Below are 16,939 nucleotides of genomic sequence, written 5' to 3' on the forward strand. Positions count from 1 at the left end.
GGGATCCCCGCCGGCCGTGCGTCCACCCCTTCTTTCTTGGGCACCGCCCCCCCCCCCGGGGGGGGGCCCGCTTTCGTGGCGCGGGTGTTACTTGGCGGCGACGACGTTCACGGGGAACGCCGCGGTCACCTCGGGGTGGAGCTTGACCTGGACCTTGTACGAGCCCGTGGTCTTGATGTGGCCGGGCAGCTCGAGGCGGCGCCGGTCGAGGGACGGGCCGCCGGCGGCCTTGACCGCGTCGACGATCTCTGCCGGGGTGATGGAGCCGAAGAGGCGGCCGCCGGTGCCGGAGCGGGCCGACAGCGTGACCTTGAGGCCCTCGAGCTGGCCCTTGACCTCGTTGGCCTGGCCCAGGTCGCGGATCTCGCGGGCGTCGCGGGCCCGCTTGATGACCGTGACCTGCTTCTCGGCGCCCTTGCTCCACGGGATCGCGAAGCCCTGCGGCAGCAGGTAGTTACGGCCGTAGCCGTTCTTGACCTCGACGATGTCGCCGGGGGTGCCGAGGCCCGACACCTCCTGGGTGAGGATGATCTTCATTGTCGTGCCTCCCCTCAGCGAGCCGTCGCGGTGTACGGCAGGAGCGCCATCTCACGGGCGTTCTTGACCGCGCGGGCGATCTGCCGCTGCTGCTGGGAGGTCACGCCGGTGACCCGCCGAGCGCGGATCTTGCCGCGGTCCGAGATGAACTTCCGCAGGAGCGCGGTGTCCTTGTAGTCGATGTAGGTGATCCCGTCCTTGTCGAGCGGGTTCACCTTCTTCTTCGGCTTGCGCAGTGCCGCAGCCTTGGCCATTGCTCTTACTCCTGAACTCAAGAAAGCCCGTTGCGGGGCTTAGAAGGGAGGCTCGTCGTCGAAAGAGGAGCTGCTGCCGCCGCCGGAGCGGTTGCCGCCAGAAGCCGGGGCCGCCGTCGCCCACGGGTCGTCGAAGGAGGAGGAGTTGCCGCCTCCGCCGCCGCCACCGCCGCTGGGCTGCCGGCTGCCACCACCGCCGCCGCCGAAGCCGCCTCCGCCGCCACCGGAACGGTTCATCTTCTGCACCTTCGCCGTGGCGTAGCGCAGGGACGGGCCGATCTCGTCGACCTCGAGCTCGTAGACGGTGCGCTTCTCGCCCTCGCGGGTCTCGTAAGACCGCTGGCGCAGCCGGCCCTGCACGATCACCCGAGCGCCACGCTGCAGCGACTCGGCGACGTGCTCGGCGGCGTCACGCCAGATGTTGCATGCGAGGAAGAGTGGCTCGCCGTCTTTCCACTCGCCCGATTGCCGATCCAAGGTCCGCGGCGTCGAGGCGATGCGGAACTTGGCGACCGCCGCACCCGAAGGGGTGAAGCGCAGCTCAGGGTCGTCGGTCAAGTTGCCGACGACCGTGATGGTGGTTTCTCCTGCCATGATCTTCTCCTCGCCGCTTCTCTCGTTCGCGCACAGGCTCTCAGAGCCCTACGACAAAAACGAGGGTCAGCGGGTCTCCGGCCGGATGACCTTGGTACGCAGGATGGACTCGTTGAGCCGCAGCTGACGGTCCAGCTCCGCCACGGCCTCGGGCGTCGCCTGCAGGTCCACGACGGCGTAGATGCCCTCGGACTTCTTGTTGATCTCGAACGAGAGCCGGCGACGGCCCCAGACATCGAGCTTCTCGACCGAGCCGCCCGCGGTCCTGATCACGTTCAGGTACTGGTCGAGCGACGGGGCGACGGTGCGCTCCTCGAGCGAGGGGTCGAGGATCACCATGAGTTCGTAATGACGCAAGACGTTCTCACCTCCTGTGGGCTGAACGGCCACGGTCTCTCCGTGGCAGGAGGTCTTGTGTCGATCGCAGAAAGAAACCGCGGGCACTGTCTCCCACGGCGAGTCACTGCGAACCGAGCCAGCATACCCGCGCCGAGCTGGGCAACCAAAAAGAGAGCCCCGTCTGGGCGACGGGGCTCTCCTCGTGGAGCCGCGGGGCGTCCGGTCCGCATTCGTTGGGTGGGACCTGGGGAGGAACGACCACACCGATGAGGTTGGAACGGCCGCCCCGCGGAGCTTCTGGGCGACAGCCTACGCCATGTTTGTCCGGGATGCACGTTGCGACACGATTGCCCGAATTGCTCCGGTAGCGACGCCGACCACGCAGATACACGCGATCACTGCGAGCAGACCGAGCGGCTTGGAGTCGGCCATCGGCTCCATCGCCGCGACCGGCTCCGCCGCGGCCATCTGGGTCGCCGGTCCGGCCGGTTGGGCGGGCGTCGCCTGCGTGGCAGTCGACGACAGATCCACCGTGGGTACGCCCCCGAGCACCTTCTTGTCCTCACCCGGCGGCATCCCCGAGAACGCGGGAACGTTCGCTCCCGTCGTACCCGTGGCGGTCCGGTTCTTGGAACGCGACGCCGCGCCGCCCTGCGGCATGGACTGGTTCCCTCGCCCGCGAGTCACGATCACCGTGTCGCGCGACTTGCCCGCCGGCGCGGTGGCCGGCCCCGGCCTCGACGGACGCTGCGGCGGAGTCGTCGCAGGCCCGGAGCCCGGCGCGGAGGCACCGCCGCTCGAGCTCGCGGGCGACGTCGGTCCCGTCGGCGCGGAGGTCGCCCCGTCGGTACCGCCGGCCGGAGGTACGGGAGTCGGATCCGGCGTCGCGGACGGGGACGGCGTGGCAGTGACGAGCACGGGCGTCGCACGATCGGCGACGGCACAGTTCGGGTTGAGCGTGACAGCGGTGGTACCCCGGCGGAACACGACCTCGGTGGACCCGTCGTCCGGGATGGACCCCTTCGAGTCGCCGTTCAGCATCAGGTTCGCGTGCCGGCCGGTGCGGTTGACCACCCGTACGGTGCTCTCCGCCGGAACGGTCATCGACCCCACCGAGGGAGTGGACTCACACGACAGGCCGAGCATCCCGCCGCCCGCGAACACGACCTGGCGGCCACCTCCCTCGACCTGCTCGACCTGCTCGGCGTTCGCCGTACCCGTGGAGACGACCGCCGCGCCCAGCAGAAACCCGCCTACCACGATCGCCGTCACCCGGTGTCGGACTTGCCGCGACATGCCACCATCTCCCAATTCGTCGTGCAATCCTTCGATTAACGACGTCTTGTCCAGGCCGGTGACGCGCTCGGTGGTGGGTGGGCGACGGAAGGTGAGCGTCGTACCCGCGTCGTAGGCTCGGTCCATGCGCATCGGAGCCCATGTCGACCCCGCCGATCCCCTCGACGCAGCCGCCGCCCGCGGCGCCGACGCCGTCCAGTTCTTCCTGGCCGATCCGCAGGGCTGGAAGGCACCGGCGGCCCGGCCCGACACCGAGGCGTTGCAGGCGTCCGACGTGGACGTCTACGTCCACGCGCCCTATGTGATCAACGTGGCGACGCTGAACAACCGCATCCGCATCCCGAGCCGGAAACTGCTGCTGACCCACGCCCGCGCGGCCGCCGCCATCGGCGCCCGCGGACTGATCGTCCATGGTGGACACGTCAATGCGGGCGACGACGTCGCGGTCGGATTCGACAATTGGCGCAAAACCTTCGCGTACGCGGAGAAGGAGGGCGGCCTCCCACTCCCCATCCTCATCGAGAACACGGCCGGCGGCGACAACGCCATGGCCCGCCGCTTCGACAACCTCGCCCGCCTCTGGGATGCGGTCGGCGAGTTCGGCGCGGGCTTCTGCCTCGACACCTGCCACGCCCACGCCGGCGGCGAGGAGCTCCTCGACATCGTCGACCGGGTCAAGGCCATCACCGGCCGCATCGACCTGATCCACGCCAACGACTCCAAGGACGCCTTCGATTCGGGCCGAGACCGGCACGACAACCTCGGCAATGGCAAGATCGACCCTGAGTTGGTGGTGGCGGCCATCCGTGCGGCGGGCGCCCCGGCGATCGTCGAAACCCCCGGCGGCGCCGAGGGCCAGTCCGCCGACATCGCGTTGTTGCGCGCGAAGCTCTGATGCGCGAGCGAACGGGCAGCTGAACCGGCGGCACGAGGGAGCGGAATGACGACCGAGCAGCCGCAGGTCGGCGCCCGGGATGGATCCGGAGCGGGCGAAGCGGGCACGGCCGGAGAGCCGGGCATGCCCGGATCCGCAGCCGCGACGGGATCCGCCGATGCCGTTGGTCAGCCGGGCGCCGCGGAAACCCCGACCGCCGCCGCACAGCCGAGTCCAGCTGTGGCGCAGCCGAGTCCAGCCGTGGCGCAGACGGCCGCCGGTCAGCCGAGCATCGCCGCCAGTCAGCCGAGCACCGCCGCCGGGCAGCCAGGCCCCACCGCGGCGCAGGCCGCCGTCGTGCAGTCGACCGCCGTCGGTGCGCCGAATTCTGGCGAAACGAAGCAGCCGAGGATCCGCCGTTGGGCGGGACTGCGACGCGGCCGTGCCGCTGAGGCAGGGGAGCGGACCGACGCCAATCGCGGACTCCGGCCCGCCGTGCCGCCGCAATCCGTCCCGGCGGACCCACCGGAGACGGCGGACCCACCGGACCCACCGGACCCGGCGAACGCGCCGGACCCGGCGAACGCGCCGGAGACGGCGAACGCACCGGGCACCCCGGGCTCATCCCCAGCGACCTCGGAGAAGTCGACTGCCGAACCGGGAAAACCCACGGATGAGCCCAGCGACCTGACCCACCCCACCGCCGAGCCGCAGAAGCAGCCCGGCGAGCCCACCGCCAAGCAGGACGAACCCTCCACCGGCCGCTTCCGCCGTCGCAAGCCCGCACTTCCCACAACCCGGCCACCCGGCGCCCCGCCGGACCCCTGGACCGTCTTCGCGGAGACCACGGAGCGCCAGCCCGGCCGCGTCCGTCGCGCGCTGCGGGTGGTCGGCCGGGCGTTCATTCACGAGTACGCCCTGGTCGTCTACGGTTCGCTGCTGCTGGCCGTACTCCTCACGTGGCCGACGCTGCGCTATCCGCTGCACACCGTTCCGCAGGACGTCTGGGATCCGTCCCGGCAGGCGTGGCAGGTGTCGTGGGCTGGGCATGTCCTGCTCACCGAGCCTGCGCGGCTGTGGCAGTCGAACGCGTTCTTCCCCGAGCGGTACAGCTTCGCGTTCGGGAGCAACCTGCTCGGGTACGCCCCGGCCGGGATGCTCGGCGAGGGCCCGCTGGCGGCCACGCTGCGGTACAACCTCCTGTTCGTACTCGCGCACGCGTTGCTGGCGATCGGTGGGTACGCGCTCGTGCGGCAGCTCGGCGCCGGGCGGACCGGGGCGGTCGTCGGGGCGGTCGCGTTCGCGTACGCCCCGTGGCGGCTGGCGCAGGAGGGGCACCTCGACATCGTCTCCGCGGGCGCGATCCCGTTGGCGTTGGCGATGCTGGCGCGCGGGCACGGCTGGTCGCTGCGGTACGGGTTCCGCCCCGGCCGGCGGCACGCGGGGTGGGCGGCGGCCGGGTGGGTCGTGGCCACGTGGCAGCTCAGCCTGGGGTTCCCGCTCGGGCTGCCGTTCGCGTACGTGCTGGCCGGCCTGATTCTGGTCGTCGGGTGCGCCGTGCTGGTGCGTCGGCTTCGGCGGCGGTCGCCCGTACCGGTGCTGGGGTGGCGCCTGCTCATCACCGACCTGCTGGGCGCGTTGATCGTCGCCGGGGTCGGTGCGCTCATCGCCGTCCCGTACCTGCGCGTGCCGGACACCGGGCCGGCCGGCACGGAAATCGGGTTCTTCTCGCCACCCGTACGCAGCCTCCTGATCGGCCCCGCGGAGTCGCGCATCTGGGGCGCGCCGCACGCCGTGGCCCGGCAGTCGCTGGCGTGGCCGGCCGAGATGAGCCTGCTGCCCGGATTCGTGCTGTACGCCCTCGCCCTCGTCGGGCTGGTCTTCTCGGTCTGGCGCATGTGGCAACGACTGATCCTGCTGGCCGCCATCCTGGTCAGCGCCGTGTTCACGCTGGGCACGACCTTCTTCGAGGGCCGCTGGACCTACCTGCCGCTCTTCGGACACCTGCCGGGTTCTTTCGGCGTACGCATTCCCGGCCGGTTGATGCTGTGGGTGACCCTGTTCCTGGTGATCCTGGCGGCCGGCGCGGTCGCCGAGTTCGTGCGTCGCGCCGAGCACCTGGCGGCGTCCCGGATCCCGCCGTGGCCCGGGCCGTGGCTGCGGCTGGCGACGTTCGTACCGCTGCTGCTCGTCGTCGGCGAGTCCTGGAACGCGACCGCGCACCCCGTGGTGCCGGAACAGCCGGCGGCGATGCGTACGGTGACCGGCCCGATGCTGGTCCTGCCCACGACGGCGCTGACCGATCAGACCGTGATGCTGTGGTCCACGACCCGCTTCCAGCAGCTGGCGAACGGCGGCGGCGGCTTCGCCCCCAGCCGGCAGGCCGAGCTGCGCCGCTCGGTGGCGACGTTCCCCGACGCGACGAGCGTCCAGTACCTGCGCACGCAGGGCATCGGCACGGTTCTGCTGCTCCGCTCGCAGGCCGCGGGTACGTCGTGGGAGCGCGCGGGGGATCTGCCGGTCGACAGCCTGGGCATCACCCGCGAGGACGTTGACGAGAATTCGGTCCTGTTCCGCCTCGGCTGACAGCCGCACCATTCGCACCTGGAACCGCTCGCCGACCAAAGCGATCAGGCCGGCGCCGGCCAACGCTGGGCCGCCGAGCCACCGCCCGAGGTGATCCGGCGAGCCCCGGCCGGCGTGGGCCCCGCCGGCGCACGAGCGCGCCAGGCCGTGCTGGCACTGCTAGGCGCAGGCAGGGCCGCCGCTCACCCCACGGGCGTAGGCGACGCGTCCCCCGCCTCGACCGCCGCCGCCGCCGGCCGCTGTTCCACGTGGAACACGCGCCGCAGCGACGCCACCCATCCCGCGTCCTCGGCTCCGTCGAGCACGCCCCCGTCCGGGTCGTCCTCGTAGGTGCGGCGGACCGGGTCGAGTTCCGGGTGCCAGATCTCGCGGATCACCAGGCCGCACAGGACAGCCACCGTGATGAGCCGCAGGCTGGAGGCCAACACGAACGTCCCCTCCGGGATCACCGGCTTGCCGCCCGCGCCCAGGAGCTCGGCGTAGAAGGCGGTGAAGTAGCCGATCTCCGCGACCGACCAGGCGATGATCGCGCCCCAGCGGGGGCGGGCGAGGACGATCAGCGGGAGGAGCCAGAGGACGTACTGCTGGGACCACACCTTGCTGAAGATCAGGAAGACCGCCACGACGAGAAACGCCACCTGGGCGAGGCGGGGCCGCCGGGGTGCCAGCAGGCAGAGCACCCCGATGGCGATGCAGGCGAGGATCGTCAGCGCGTACGTCAGGGTGTTCAGGGCCGGCACGTGGTCGCTGAGCCATTGGAACGGGCCCTGGTCCCCGGCTCCACCGGTGTTCCACTTGGTGTCGAGGTAGCGGCCGACGTACCAGAGCGTGCCCCAGTCGATGGGCCGGGTGCGGTTGAGGTCGAAGAAGCGGGAGAAGCTGTCGGGGTACAGGACCGCGATCGGGACGTTGGCGACCAGCCAGGCACCGACCGCCGTGGCGACGGCCGCCCAGAAGGCCTGGAGCCGGCGGGAGCGCAGGGCGAGCACGAAGATGGGCCCGAGGATGAACAGCGGCCACAGTTTGGCCGCGCCGCCGAGGCCGAGGAGGACCCCGGCGAGCCAGGGTCGGCGCCGCGCCCAGGCGAGGAGCCCGAACATCGCCAGGCCGATCGCCAGGAAGTCCCAGTTGACCGTCGCGGTGACCAGCAGGATCGGGGAGAGGGCGAAGATCGCGGCGTCCCACGGGCGGCGGCGGCGCAGGGCGAGGATGACCGCCGCGGACGCGACCGCCAGGATCGAGAGCACGAGCGCGTTGGCGTTGTAGAACCACTTGCCCTGGTTGATCTCGGGGTACTTCTGGCCGAGCGCGTGCACGGGCAGGCCGAGCGCGCCCATGAAGTAGCCGGTGACGACCGGGTACTCGACGGGGTGGTCCCGGTACGGCACCTTGCCCTCGTTGAGGCCCTCCGCGTAGTACAACGCCAGCACGTCGGTGTAGCAGAAACGCGTGTACTGGACGTTCTTCTGCCAGTCACCGTCCTGGCAGGGTGACTTCTGCACCCAGCTGAACGCGAGCGTCAGGCAGACCAGCGCCAGGATGATCCGCTGCGCGGTCCAGAAGCCGCCGCTGCGGGCCCCGGGCCGGACGGCGTGTGACCCGACGGGCCCGCCGATGGCCTGCGAGAGCCCGCGGACGAAGCCGTCGGACTCGGCGGGCAGGTCGGTCCGGTCGGTGTCCGACGGCGAAGTCGCGCTCATGACTCCGCATCATGCCGCATTCCGGTTCGGAAGTGACGGTCCCGTCCGGGCGAGAAGCGGGCGGGAAGGCCGGATCGGTGCCGGCTCGCGGACACCCCGGAAAACCGACCGGCGCCCACCCTGGGGGTGAGCGCCGGTGTCGTTCGGATCCGCGTACGGTCAGCCGCCGTCGTTCTGGTTGCCGTCGGTCTGGCCACCGCCCACCCCGGGCCCGGTACCACCACCGCCGGGCACGCCGGGCAGCGTGTTCTGACCGCCGTCGTTCGTACCGCCGTTGTCGTTGTTGCCGTCGTTGTTGCCGCCGTTGTCGCCGTTGCCGTTCCCATTGCCGTTGCCGTCCTGGCACTGCTGCGGCGCGATCCGGCAGATGAAGCTCTGGTCCGGCGGCGTCTGCTCCTGGGTCGGCGGCGGAGGCGGCGGGGCCACACCGTTGGCGTACTGGCTGTTCGGATCACCGGTGCGGACGCGCTCCGGGAAGCTCTCCTGCTTCATGTCCAGCGCCCTGGTGACGGTGTTGATGAACTTCTCCCAGATGGCCGCCGGCGTACCGGAGCCGAACATGTCGCCGCCGTTGTCCTTCAGCTCGACCTTGTTCTTGGCGCCACCGACCCACACCGTGGCCGCGAGCTGCGGGATGCCGCCGACGAACCAGGTGTCACCGCTACCGGTGTGGTTGTCCTTGCCGTCGTCGAACTCCCAGGTGCCGGACTTGGCGATTGCCGAGCGGCCGTTGCGCAGGGTGTTCTCGGCGTGCGCCGGGATCTTCGACATGACGCCGGAGAGGTTGGACATCTGGTCCTTGTCGAAGACCCGCTTCGGGGCGAGCTTCTCGGACTTGACGACCTTCTTCTTGCCGGTGTCCGGGTCGACCGCCTTCACCGACTTGACGAAGTGCACCTTGTTGCGGATGCCCTGGTTGACGATGGTCGCGACGCCCTCGGCGTGCTCGAGCGGCACGACGTGGTACTGGCCGAAGGCGACCTCGTTGTCGAAGTTCTTCTTCCACGTGGTGGCCTGGGTGTTGTCCAGGTCGACCATGGGACCGTTGTCCGGCCACATGTGCTGGATGCCGGCGTCGCGCGCGGCGGCGATGACCTTGTCGCGGCCGATGCCGTCGGCGATCCAGTAGAACGGGAAGTTGTACGACTTGATCGTCGCCGTCTCGAGGTCACAGTTTCTGATCTTGCCGCCGCAGAGCGTGCCCTTGTCCGCACCGGCGTTGTTGATCTCCCGGCCGCCCTCGCGCTTCTTGGTGCTGTCCCAGATCGTGTCGAACGAGATGTTCTCCCGCAGACCCGCGGCCAGCGTGTAGATCTTGAACGTCGAGCCGGGGGACTGGCCGCGGCCGCTGAAGCCGGTGCCGTCGCCGTTCATGTAGCTGCCGTAGTCGGTGCCGTTGGGGTCGTCGCCCGCGTAGTAGCCGAGCACCCGGCCGGTGGTCGGGTCGATGCCGATGACCGCGGCCTGGTACGACTTCGGCTTGCCGTGCATCGGCGACTCGTCGCTCTTGCGCGAGCCGGCCTCCTCGGCGGCCTTCTGCACCTCGGGGTTGATGGTCGTGGTGACCGTGTAGCCGCCCCGCTGGAACTCGGTCTCGCTGATGCCCATCTCGCGCAGCTCGGCGTTGACGTGGCGCATGATCATGCCGACCGGCTTGTCCGCGGCGCACGTCTTGCAGCCGCCCTTCGACGGCGGCTTCACCTTCGGGTACTTGCGGGCGGCGTACACCTCGGGAGAGATCCACTTCTCCTCGAGCATGTTCTTCATCGTGTACTCCCAGCGGTCTTTGGCCGCCTGGAGGTTGTAGTTGGGGTCGAAGCCCTTGTGCCCGCCCGACGGGTCCGGCTCGGGCTGCTTGATGATCGAGGCGAGCACCGCCGCCTCGTACGGCGTGATCGCGTTCTTGTCACCCTCGGGCGTCATCACCGACTTGCCGAAGTAGCCCTGCGCCGCGGCCTCGATGCCGTACCGGCCCTCACCGAGGTAGATGTAGTTCAGGTAGAGGCCCATGATCTGGTTCTTGTCGTACTTGCCCTCGAGCTTGCGGGCGAGCACGGCCTCCCGGAGCTTGCGGTTGTAGCTGATCGCCTTGAGGTCCGCGGCGTGCCGGGCGTACTGCTGGGTGATCGTCGAGGCGCCCTGCGTGCTGCCACCGGTGAAGTTGTTCCACGCGGCCCGGACGATGCCCTTCATGTCGATGCCGTTGTGGTGGTAGAAGTTCTTGTCCTCGGCCGCGGCGACGGCGTGCTGCACGACCATGTTGATCTTCGGCTGCGGCACGATCGTGCGGTTCTGGTCGCCGAGGCGCGCGAGCACGTTGCCCGACTCGTCGAGGATGACGTTCGTCTGCGCCTCGGTCTTCTGCGGCGGCAGGTCGACGTCGTCCCAGAGGTACGTGCCACCCACGACGCCGGCGCCGAGCATGATCACCAGGACGGCGGCCGCGGCGGTCAGGATGTTCGTGCGCCGGCGCTTCTTGGCCGCCTTGGTGAGGATCTTCTGCGCGCTGCCCCGCTTGCCGTTGCCGGAGGGGTCGCCGAGGTCGATGTTGCCGCCCCCACCGACCGCGGGGGAGACGGGCCGGACGGCGGCGCGGGCGACAGAGGCCCGTCCGCCGGCGCCCGCGGCGTTCGGCGCACCCGCGGAGGCACGGCCGCCGACCGAGGCGCGCGCGCCCACGGCGCCGGTGCCGGCGCCGACGGAGGCACGGCCGGCGCCCGCCGGGGCACGCCCGGCGACCGAGGCGGATCCGACGGAGGCCGCACCGCGGGGCGCGGAGCCGCTGACGGAGGCACGACCGCCGGCCGGGCGCCGATAGGCGTCGGGCGCGGGGCGCTCGTCGTAGCCGGACGGGTCGTCGTCAGGCGTGGAAGCAGCGGACGGCCCGGGCACTCGGGCCCGGGCGCGTGCAGACTGCGGATCGCCGTACGAGTTCATTCGGTTACACCTACCGGTCGCGGTGGCGCGCCCGGGGAGCCCTGGAGGGGCTCCCGCCGGCTGGGCCACGAGCGGACATTCTGGGCTGCATCGCCGCAGCCGCCCTGTCGGATGTCAAGAATGACCGATTGCGGCGCTGGATGCCCGTGTCGGTCGGGGTCGTGTCAACGTTAGCGACGTTGAGGGCGATCACTGTCTGCCCTCCCGGCGATGTGACGACGACCCTGTCTCGCGGTGGCGGCCCGAGGCGGACGCGGCGGCTGCCGCCGCGCCGTTGTCCAGTTCGTCGGATTTCAGCGCGTCCCTGCCGAGCAGGTACTGCTCGATCAGATGGTTCCACGCGCAGGACTGGCACACCTCGACCACGAAGACTTGGAACTCACGCAGCGTCATCGCGAGGACCGGCAGCTCGGCGAGCTTCCGGGCCTGGCCGGCGGACTGCTTCAGCTCGTCGCCGTAGATGTAGTGCACCAAGGTGAGGTTGTCGCGGCGGCAGACCGGGCAACGCTCGTCGGTCGGCTCGCCGTGGAACCGAGCTGCGTTTCTGAGGTACGGCGAGGCATCGCAGACCTCGAGGGTTCCGACCTTGCCGTTGTGCACGTCACGCAGCAGCGCTCGCTTCTGTAGCGAGTAGTCGACGACCTGCCGCTGCGTGCGCATGGCGAAGAGAGTACGCGGTCCGGTCCGGAACGGCGACAGCCATCACACAGCGTGGCGCGGCGACTGCGATACCGACACCGTCTTGCGATACGCCTCGCACCGACCTACGGTTGCGATGTATCGGCCCGATACATCGCACTCAAGGAGGTGGCCCGATGCTGGAACTAGCGATCCTCGGCCTCCTCCAGGAGGCCCCGATGCACGGGTACGAGCTGCGCAAAGAGCTCGCCACCAAGCTGGGCACGATCCGTGCCGCGATCAGCTACGGCACCCTCTACCCCACCCTCAAACGGCTGCACAGCGCCGGCTGGATCAGTGAACAGGCCCCCGAGACCGACATCGTCCCGCCGATGACGAGCAAACGGGGCCGGATTGTCTACAAGATCACTGCCGAGGGGAAAGAGCGGTTCGCCGACCTGCTGGCCCAGGCGGGCCCGGAGACGTACGACGACGCGGGCTTCGGCGTGCACTTCACCTTCTTCTCCCGGACCGACCGGGCGACCCGGCTGCGCATCCTCGAGGGTCGCCGTCGTCGCATCGAGGAACGCCGGGAAGGGCTGCGGGACGTATTGGCGCGCGCCGGGGACCGGCTCGACGCGTACACCCTCGAACTGCAGCGCCACGGGCTCGACGCGTGTGAGCGCGAGGTCCGCTGGCTGGAGGAGCTCATCACGAACGAGCGCTCCGGCCGTGCCCCGTCCGTCGCGACTGGCGGCACACCCGATTCCGCGGCCGAACCGGTCGTGGAAGCACCCCCCGAAGAACCGGCTCCGCATCAGGACCGGCCGTGATGAACAAGGAGGCAAACGCGATGGGCTCCGTCCGCGTCGCCATCGTCGGTGTGGGTAACTGCGCCTCGTCCCTCGTACAGGGCGTGGAGTACTACCGCGACGCCGACCCGAACGACCGCGTTCCGGGTCTCATGCACGTCACCTTCGGCGACTACCACGTCAATGACGTGAAGTTCGTCGCGGCGTTCGATGTGGACGCCAAGAAGGTCGGCATGGACCTCGCCGAGGCGATCGTCGCCAGCGAGAACAACACGATCAAGCTCACCGACGTGCCGCCCACCGGGGTGACCGTCCAGCGTGGACCGACCTTCGACGGTCTGGGCACGTACTACCGCGAGATCATCGAGGAGTCGTCGGCCGAGCCTGTCGACGTCGTCAAGGCCCTCAAGGACGCCGAGGTCGACGTCGTCGTCTCGTACCTGCCGGTGGGTTCCGAGGAGGCCGACAAGTTCTACGCGCAGGCCGCGATCGACGCCGGCTGCGCGTTCGTCAACGCGCTGCCCGTCTTCATCGCCTCGGACCCGGTCTGGGCGAAGAAGTTCGAGGACGCGGGTCTGCCGATCGTCGGCGACGACATCAAGAGCCAGGTCGGCGCGACGATCGTGCACCGCGCGCTCGCCAAGCTGTTCGAGGACCGCGGTGTCGAGCTGCTGCGCACGTACCAGCTCAACTTCGGCGGCAACATGGACTTCATGAACATGCTCGAGCGCACCCGCCTGGTCTCGAAGAAGATCTCGAAGACCCAGTCGGTGACCTCGCAGATCCCGCACGAGATGGTCAAGAGCGACGTGCACATCGGCCCGTCGGACCACGTGCCGTGGCTCGACGACCGCAAGTGGGCCTACATCCGGCTCGAGGGCCGCAGCTTCGGCGACACCCCGCTGACCGCCGAGCTCAAGCTCGAGGTGTGGGACTCGCCGAACTCGGCCGGCGTGATCATCGACGCGGTTCGCGCCGCGAAGATCGCCAAGGACCGCGGCATCGGTGGCCCGATCCTCTCGGCCAGCTCGTACTTCATGAAGAGCCCGCCGGTGCAGTACAACGACCACGACGCGAAGGAGGCCGTGGAGGCCTTCATCAAGGGCGACATCGAGCGCTGACGCTCGAACGCACGAAAGGCCGGACCGGCATACGGTCCGGCCTTTCGCGTCGGTGGATCAGCTCGCGGTGGTGACGGGCGCGGCCGCCGCAACCGGGGTACGCCGCCAGCGCTCGGCCGCAGCGCGCACCTTCGCCGGGGACGGGGCACCGGTCCGGGCCGCCTCGTCCTTGCGCCGGTTCGGCAGGGACAGCCGGATGACCTTCGCCCACGCCGAGGCGACCTGCTTCGGCAGCGGACCTGTGACGTACTGCAGGTCGTACTTCTCGAACAGCGCCCGCACCTTCGGCGCGATCTCGCCGTACCTGTTGCTGGGCATGTCCGGGAAGAGGTGGTGCTCGATCTGGTGCGACAGGTTGCCGGTCATGACGTGCAGCAGCTTGCTGCCGCTGACGTTGGCCGAGCCGAGCATCTGACGCAGGTACCACTCGCCGCGCGTCTCGCCCTCGATGGACGTCTTCTCGAAGGTCTCCACCCCGTGGGGGAAGTGGCCGCACATGATCACCGAGTGACTCCACAGGTTGCGGATCAGGTTGGCGGTGGCGTTGGCCGCGATCGTGTGCAGGAACGAGGGCCCCGACAGGGCGGGGTGGATCACGTACTCCTTGAGCGCCTTCTTGCCGATGCTGCGCCGGACCTTCTTCAGCGCGGCCCGGAACTTCGGGTCCCGGCGGCGCTCCTTGGTCTTCAGGTTGTACCCGAGCTCCAGGTCGTACGCGGCGATGCCGTACTCGAAGAGGCAGGCGTTGAGGAAGTTGTAGAACGGCTGGCCGAGGTACGCCGGCGTCCACGGCTGGTCCTCGTCGACGCGCATGATGCCGTACCCGAGGTCGTTGTCGCGCCCGACCACGTTGGTGTACGTGTGGTGCAGCTCGTTGTGCGAGTGCTGCCACTGCTCCGCCGGGGACGCGAAGTCCCACTTCCACGTGGTCGAGTGGATCTTCGGGTCCCGCATCCAGTCCCACTGGCCGTGCAGGACGTTGTGGCCGATCTCCATGTTGTCCAGGATCTTGGCGATCGACAGCCCGGCCGTGCCGACCAGCCACGCCGGCGGGAACAGCGAGAAGAGAAGGACGGCCCGGCTGCCCACGTCCAGGCTGCGCTGGATTTTGATCATGCGCCGGATGTACGCGGCGTCGCGTTCGCCGCGGCTGCCCATGACCTCGTCGCGGATCGCGTCGAGCTCGATCCCGATCTGCTCGATGTCCTCAGGCGTGAGGTGAGCGATCGGATTGGTCTTCTTGTGCTGGATCGTGGTCACGGGCGGTCCTCTTCTCCTACAGGTCGATCTGGCAAGGACCGGCGGCGGCCGATACGCAGGTCTGTACGGGAATGCTGTCGCCAGGCTCGGCGACGGTGAGCTGACCGTCGCGCAGGTCGCGCACGGCGCCCTCACGCAGCGGCAGCACGCAGCTGAAGCAGATGCCCATGCGGCATCCGGAGGGCATGAGCACCCCGGCGGCCTCCCCGGCGTCCAGGAGGGGCACGGTTCCGTCGGTCTCCACGACGGTGCCGGAACGCGTGAATGTGACGGTGCCGCCCTCGCCCGTGGTGGTCACGGTGGGGCGGAAGCGCTCGACGTGCAGCAGATGCGCCGCGTCCGCGTCGGCCCAGTGCGTGGCCAGGTCGTCGAGGAGCTCGTTGGGCCCGCAGGCCCAGGTCTGCCGGGCGAACAGGTCCGGCACCAGCTCGTCGAGGTCGGCCGGCTTGATCCGCCCGTCGGCGGCGGTGTGGCGCTCGACGAGCCGGATGCGGCCATGGCCGGCCAGGGCGCGCAGCTCGGCGCCGAAGACGGCCGCTTCCCGGGTACGGGCGGAGTGCACGACAACCACGTCGGCCAGCTCGGCCAGGTGACTGCGCAGCATGCCCATGACGGGTGTGATGCCACTGCCCGCGGTCACGAACAATGATTTGGCCGGCAGGGGAGCCGGGAGTACGAACTCGCCCATGGGCTGGTCCAGGTGCAGGAGCATGCCGCGCCGGGCCCGGCGTACGAGGTGGGTGCTCACCGCGCCGCCGGGTATCGCGTTCACGGTGATGCAGATGCGCCCGTCGCGGCGGCCGGCCCGGCTGGTCACCGAGTACGAGCGCCACAGCCGTACGCCGTCGACGTCCACGCCGAGCCGCACGTACTGGCCGGGTACGTGCCCGGCCCAGCCGACGCCGGGCTTGAGCAGGAGGCTGGCGCTGTCCGGCGTCTCCGGGCGTACCGCCTCGACGCGGGCACGCAGCACCCGCGGGTTGCGCAGCGGAGCCACGGCGTCGAGGTAGTCGTCGGGTACCAGCGGCGCCGTGATCAGTTCCACGGCACGCTGCGCGCCGGCCCGGAGCGCTTTGATAACAGCCACGTAACAAGCGTTCCTGCACCGGGCGGACAATCGCCTGACCCGCCGAAGTAAATCTGGCTCCCACTCTTGTACCCGTGGAACAAAAGTCCCGCTCCACACCTACCGGACGCGAAAAGCGCCCGTAGGGTGGAAAGAGTCCAGGTCGCCGCGCCGGACGGGCTCAGACGGCTCAGACGGCTCAGGCGGCCGCTCGGCCGGCCCAACCGACTCTGACGGCAGGGCACCGAATAGGACAAAGAGGTCACCATGCCATACCTGAGCGACGTCAATCTCCGGGCTGTCCTCGCCGTCCTGGTAGAACGCGCCGGCGGCACGATCGAGGTGGCCAACACCGAGCTCTACGACGCCATGCTGCCCGGTCACGGGCTCAGCGAACGGTTCCTCGTCGAGGAGACCGTGAGCGGAATTCGCCTGTCCATCATTTCCGGTGACGCCGGCGACAAATAACACTCCGTTCAGCCGCCGGTGGAAAACGGTGCTACGGTGGCCTCGTTGCAGTTTTGATTTCCGTAGACGTTGCCGGCGCCTGATGGGTATCCGAACCCGTGGGGCGCTTTTTTGCGTTCCCGTCTCTCCGGACGCGGTTGATCAATTCGACGACACGGGATCCCGCACGGTGCGGGCTCCCCATCGCCTTCGAAGGAGACGACATGGCTTCTGGCACCGTTAAATGGTTCAACGCCGACAAGGGCTTCGGCTTCATCACCCAGGACGGGGGCGGCGCCGACGTGTTCGCCCACTTCTCGGCCATCGCGGCGGACGGTTACCGCAGCCTCGAGGAGAACCAGCGGGTGGAATTCGACGTCACGCCCGGGCAGAAGGGCCCGCAGGCCAGCAACATCCGGCCTATCTGATCCATTCCGGGGTACGGCGGTCCGACTGGTTCAGCGGCCCGCCGTGCCCCGGAGTTTCTTGTTGCCGAGA

At 69.6% G+C, this 16,939-nt stretch carries 16 protein-coding genes; 6 read left to right on the forward strand and 10 right to left on the reverse strand.

Annotated elements, in window-relative coordinates; genetic code table 11:
• Positions 1–87: 87 nt before the first annotated feature.
• From rplI to IT780_RS20510, 5 genes are all read right to left on the reverse strand, one after another.
• A complete protein-coding gene (gene rplI, locus IT780_RS20490) occupies positions 88–537 on the reverse strand; it encodes a 50S ribosomal protein L9 (protein ID WP_199513223.1) in 450 nt (149 codons plus the stop codon).
• Positions 538–551: 14 nt separating this feature from the next.
• Entirely contained in the window at positions 552–791 is a 240-nt protein-coding gene (rpsR, locus tag IT780_RS20495; protein WP_007073789.1) for a 30S ribosomal protein S18, read from the reverse strand.
• Between the two features lie 39 nt (positions 792–830).
• Positions 831–1,385: a single-stranded DNA-binding protein gene (locus IT780_RS20500; protein ID WP_199513224.1), complete on the reverse strand. Its 555-nt coding sequence runs from the start codon at positions 1,383–1,385 to the stop codon at positions 831–833.
• Positions 1,386–1,451: 66 nt separating this feature from the next.
• Positions 1,452–1,742 carry a 30S ribosomal protein S6 gene (rpsF, locus tag IT780_RS20505; RefSeq protein WP_067509699.1) on the reverse strand — a complete coding sequence of 97 codons (291 nt, stop codon included), beginning with the start codon at positions 1,740–1,742 and terminating at the stop codon, positions 1,452–1,454.
• A 291-nt stretch (positions 1,743–2,033) separates the two neighbouring features.
• The gene (locus IT780_RS20510; protein WP_199513225.1) at positions 2,034–3,152 is read right to left on the reverse strand and encodes a hypothetical protein; all 1,119 of its coding nucleotides are present in this window, start codon (positions 3,150–3,152) and stop codon (positions 2,034–2,036) included.
• On the opposite strand from IT780_RS20510, the gene IT780_RS20515 reads away from it, so the two are divergent.
• Together IT780_RS20515 and IT780_RS20520 are read left to right on the forward strand one after the other, a co-directional pair.
• The gene (locus IT780_RS20515) at positions 3,145–3,915 is read left to right on the forward strand and encodes a deoxyribonuclease IV (protein WP_199513226.1); all 771 of its coding nucleotides are present in this window, start codon (positions 3,145–3,147) and stop codon (positions 3,913–3,915) included. The two genes, IT780_RS20510 and IT780_RS20515, sit on opposite strands and share 8 nt — an antisense overlap.
• Positions 3,916–4,389: 474 nt before the next feature.
• Positions 4,390–6,480, forward strand: coding sequence for a hypothetical protein (locus tag IT780_RS20520; protein WP_307831281.1), 2,091 nt, complete (start codon positions 4,390–4,392; stop codon positions 6,478–6,480).
• A 182-nt stretch (positions 6,481–6,662) separates the two neighbouring features.
• Here IT780_RS20520 and IT780_RS20525 read toward each other — a convergent pair whose 3' ends face one another.
• The 3 genes from IT780_RS20525 to IT780_RS20535 form a co-directional block, all read right to left on the reverse strand.
• Positions 6,663–8,180, reverse strand: a complete 1,518-nt coding sequence (locus IT780_RS20525; RefSeq protein ID WP_199513227.1) for a glycosyltransferase family 87 protein — start codon at positions 8,178–8,180, stop codon at positions 6,663–6,665.
• 159 nt (positions 8,181–8,339) lie between these two features.
• Positions 8,340–11,117, reverse strand: coding sequence for a transglycosylase domain-containing protein (locus IT780_RS20530; RefSeq protein WP_199513228.1), 2,778 nt, complete (start codon positions 11,115–11,117; stop codon positions 8,340–8,342).
• A 189-nt stretch (positions 11,118–11,306) separates the two neighbouring features.
• Positions 11,307–11,777 carry a DUF5318 domain-containing protein gene (locus tag IT780_RS20535; RefSeq protein WP_199513229.1) on the reverse strand — a complete coding sequence of 157 codons (471 nt, stop codon included), beginning with the start codon at positions 11,775–11,777 and terminating at the stop codon, positions 11,307–11,309.
• A 155-nt stretch (positions 11,778–11,932) separates the two neighbouring features.
• Here IT780_RS20535 and IT780_RS20540 point away from each other — a divergent pair, with 155 nt between their 5' ends.
• Positions 11,933–12,568, forward strand: a complete 636-nt coding sequence (locus IT780_RS20540; RefSeq protein ID WP_199513230.1) for a PadR family transcriptional regulator — start codon at positions 11,933–11,935, stop codon at positions 12,566–12,568.
• 20 nt (positions 12,569–12,588) lie between these two features.
• Complete coding sequence (locus tag IT780_RS20545) at positions 12,589–13,668, forward strand: inositol-3-phosphate synthase (RefSeq protein WP_199513427.1); 1,080 nt, start codon at positions 12,589–12,591, stop codon at positions 13,666–13,668.
• Between the two features lie 57 nt (positions 13,669–13,725).
• On the opposite strand, the gene IT780_RS20550 is transcribed toward IT780_RS20545, so the two are convergent.
• The gene (locus IT780_RS20550; RefSeq protein ID WP_199513231.1) at positions 13,726–14,928 is read right to left on the reverse strand and encodes a fatty acid desaturase family protein; all 1,203 of its coding nucleotides are present in this window, start codon (positions 14,926–14,928) and stop codon (positions 13,726–13,728) included.
• 16 nt (positions 14,929–14,944) lie between these two features.
• Positions 14,945–16,006, reverse strand: coding sequence for a ferredoxin reductase (locus IT780_RS20555; RefSeq protein ID WP_372443757.1), 1,062 nt, complete (start codon positions 16,004–16,006; stop codon positions 14,945–14,947).
• 255 nt (positions 16,007–16,261) lie between these two features.
• Between IT780_RS20555 and IT780_RS20560 the strand changes: the two genes are divergently transcribed.
• Together IT780_RS20560 and IT780_RS20565 are read left to right on the forward strand one after the other, a co-directional pair.
• Entirely contained in the window at positions 16,262–16,462 is a 201-nt protein-coding gene (locus IT780_RS20560) for a hypothetical protein (protein WP_199513233.1), read from the forward strand.
• 203 nt (positions 16,463–16,665) lie between these two features.
• A complete protein-coding gene (locus IT780_RS20565) occupies positions 16,666–16,869 on the forward strand; it encodes a cold-shock protein (RefSeq protein WP_199513234.1) in 204 nt (67 codons plus the stop codon).
• The last annotated feature ends 70 nt before the right edge of the window (positions 16,870–16,939 follow it).

Source organism: Nucisporomicrobium flavum, from assembly GCF_016464385.1.
In the GTDB taxonomy this organism is placed as follows: Bacteria; Actinomycetota; Actinomycetes; order Mycobacteriales; family Micromonosporaceae; genus Actinoplanes; species Actinoplanes flavus_A.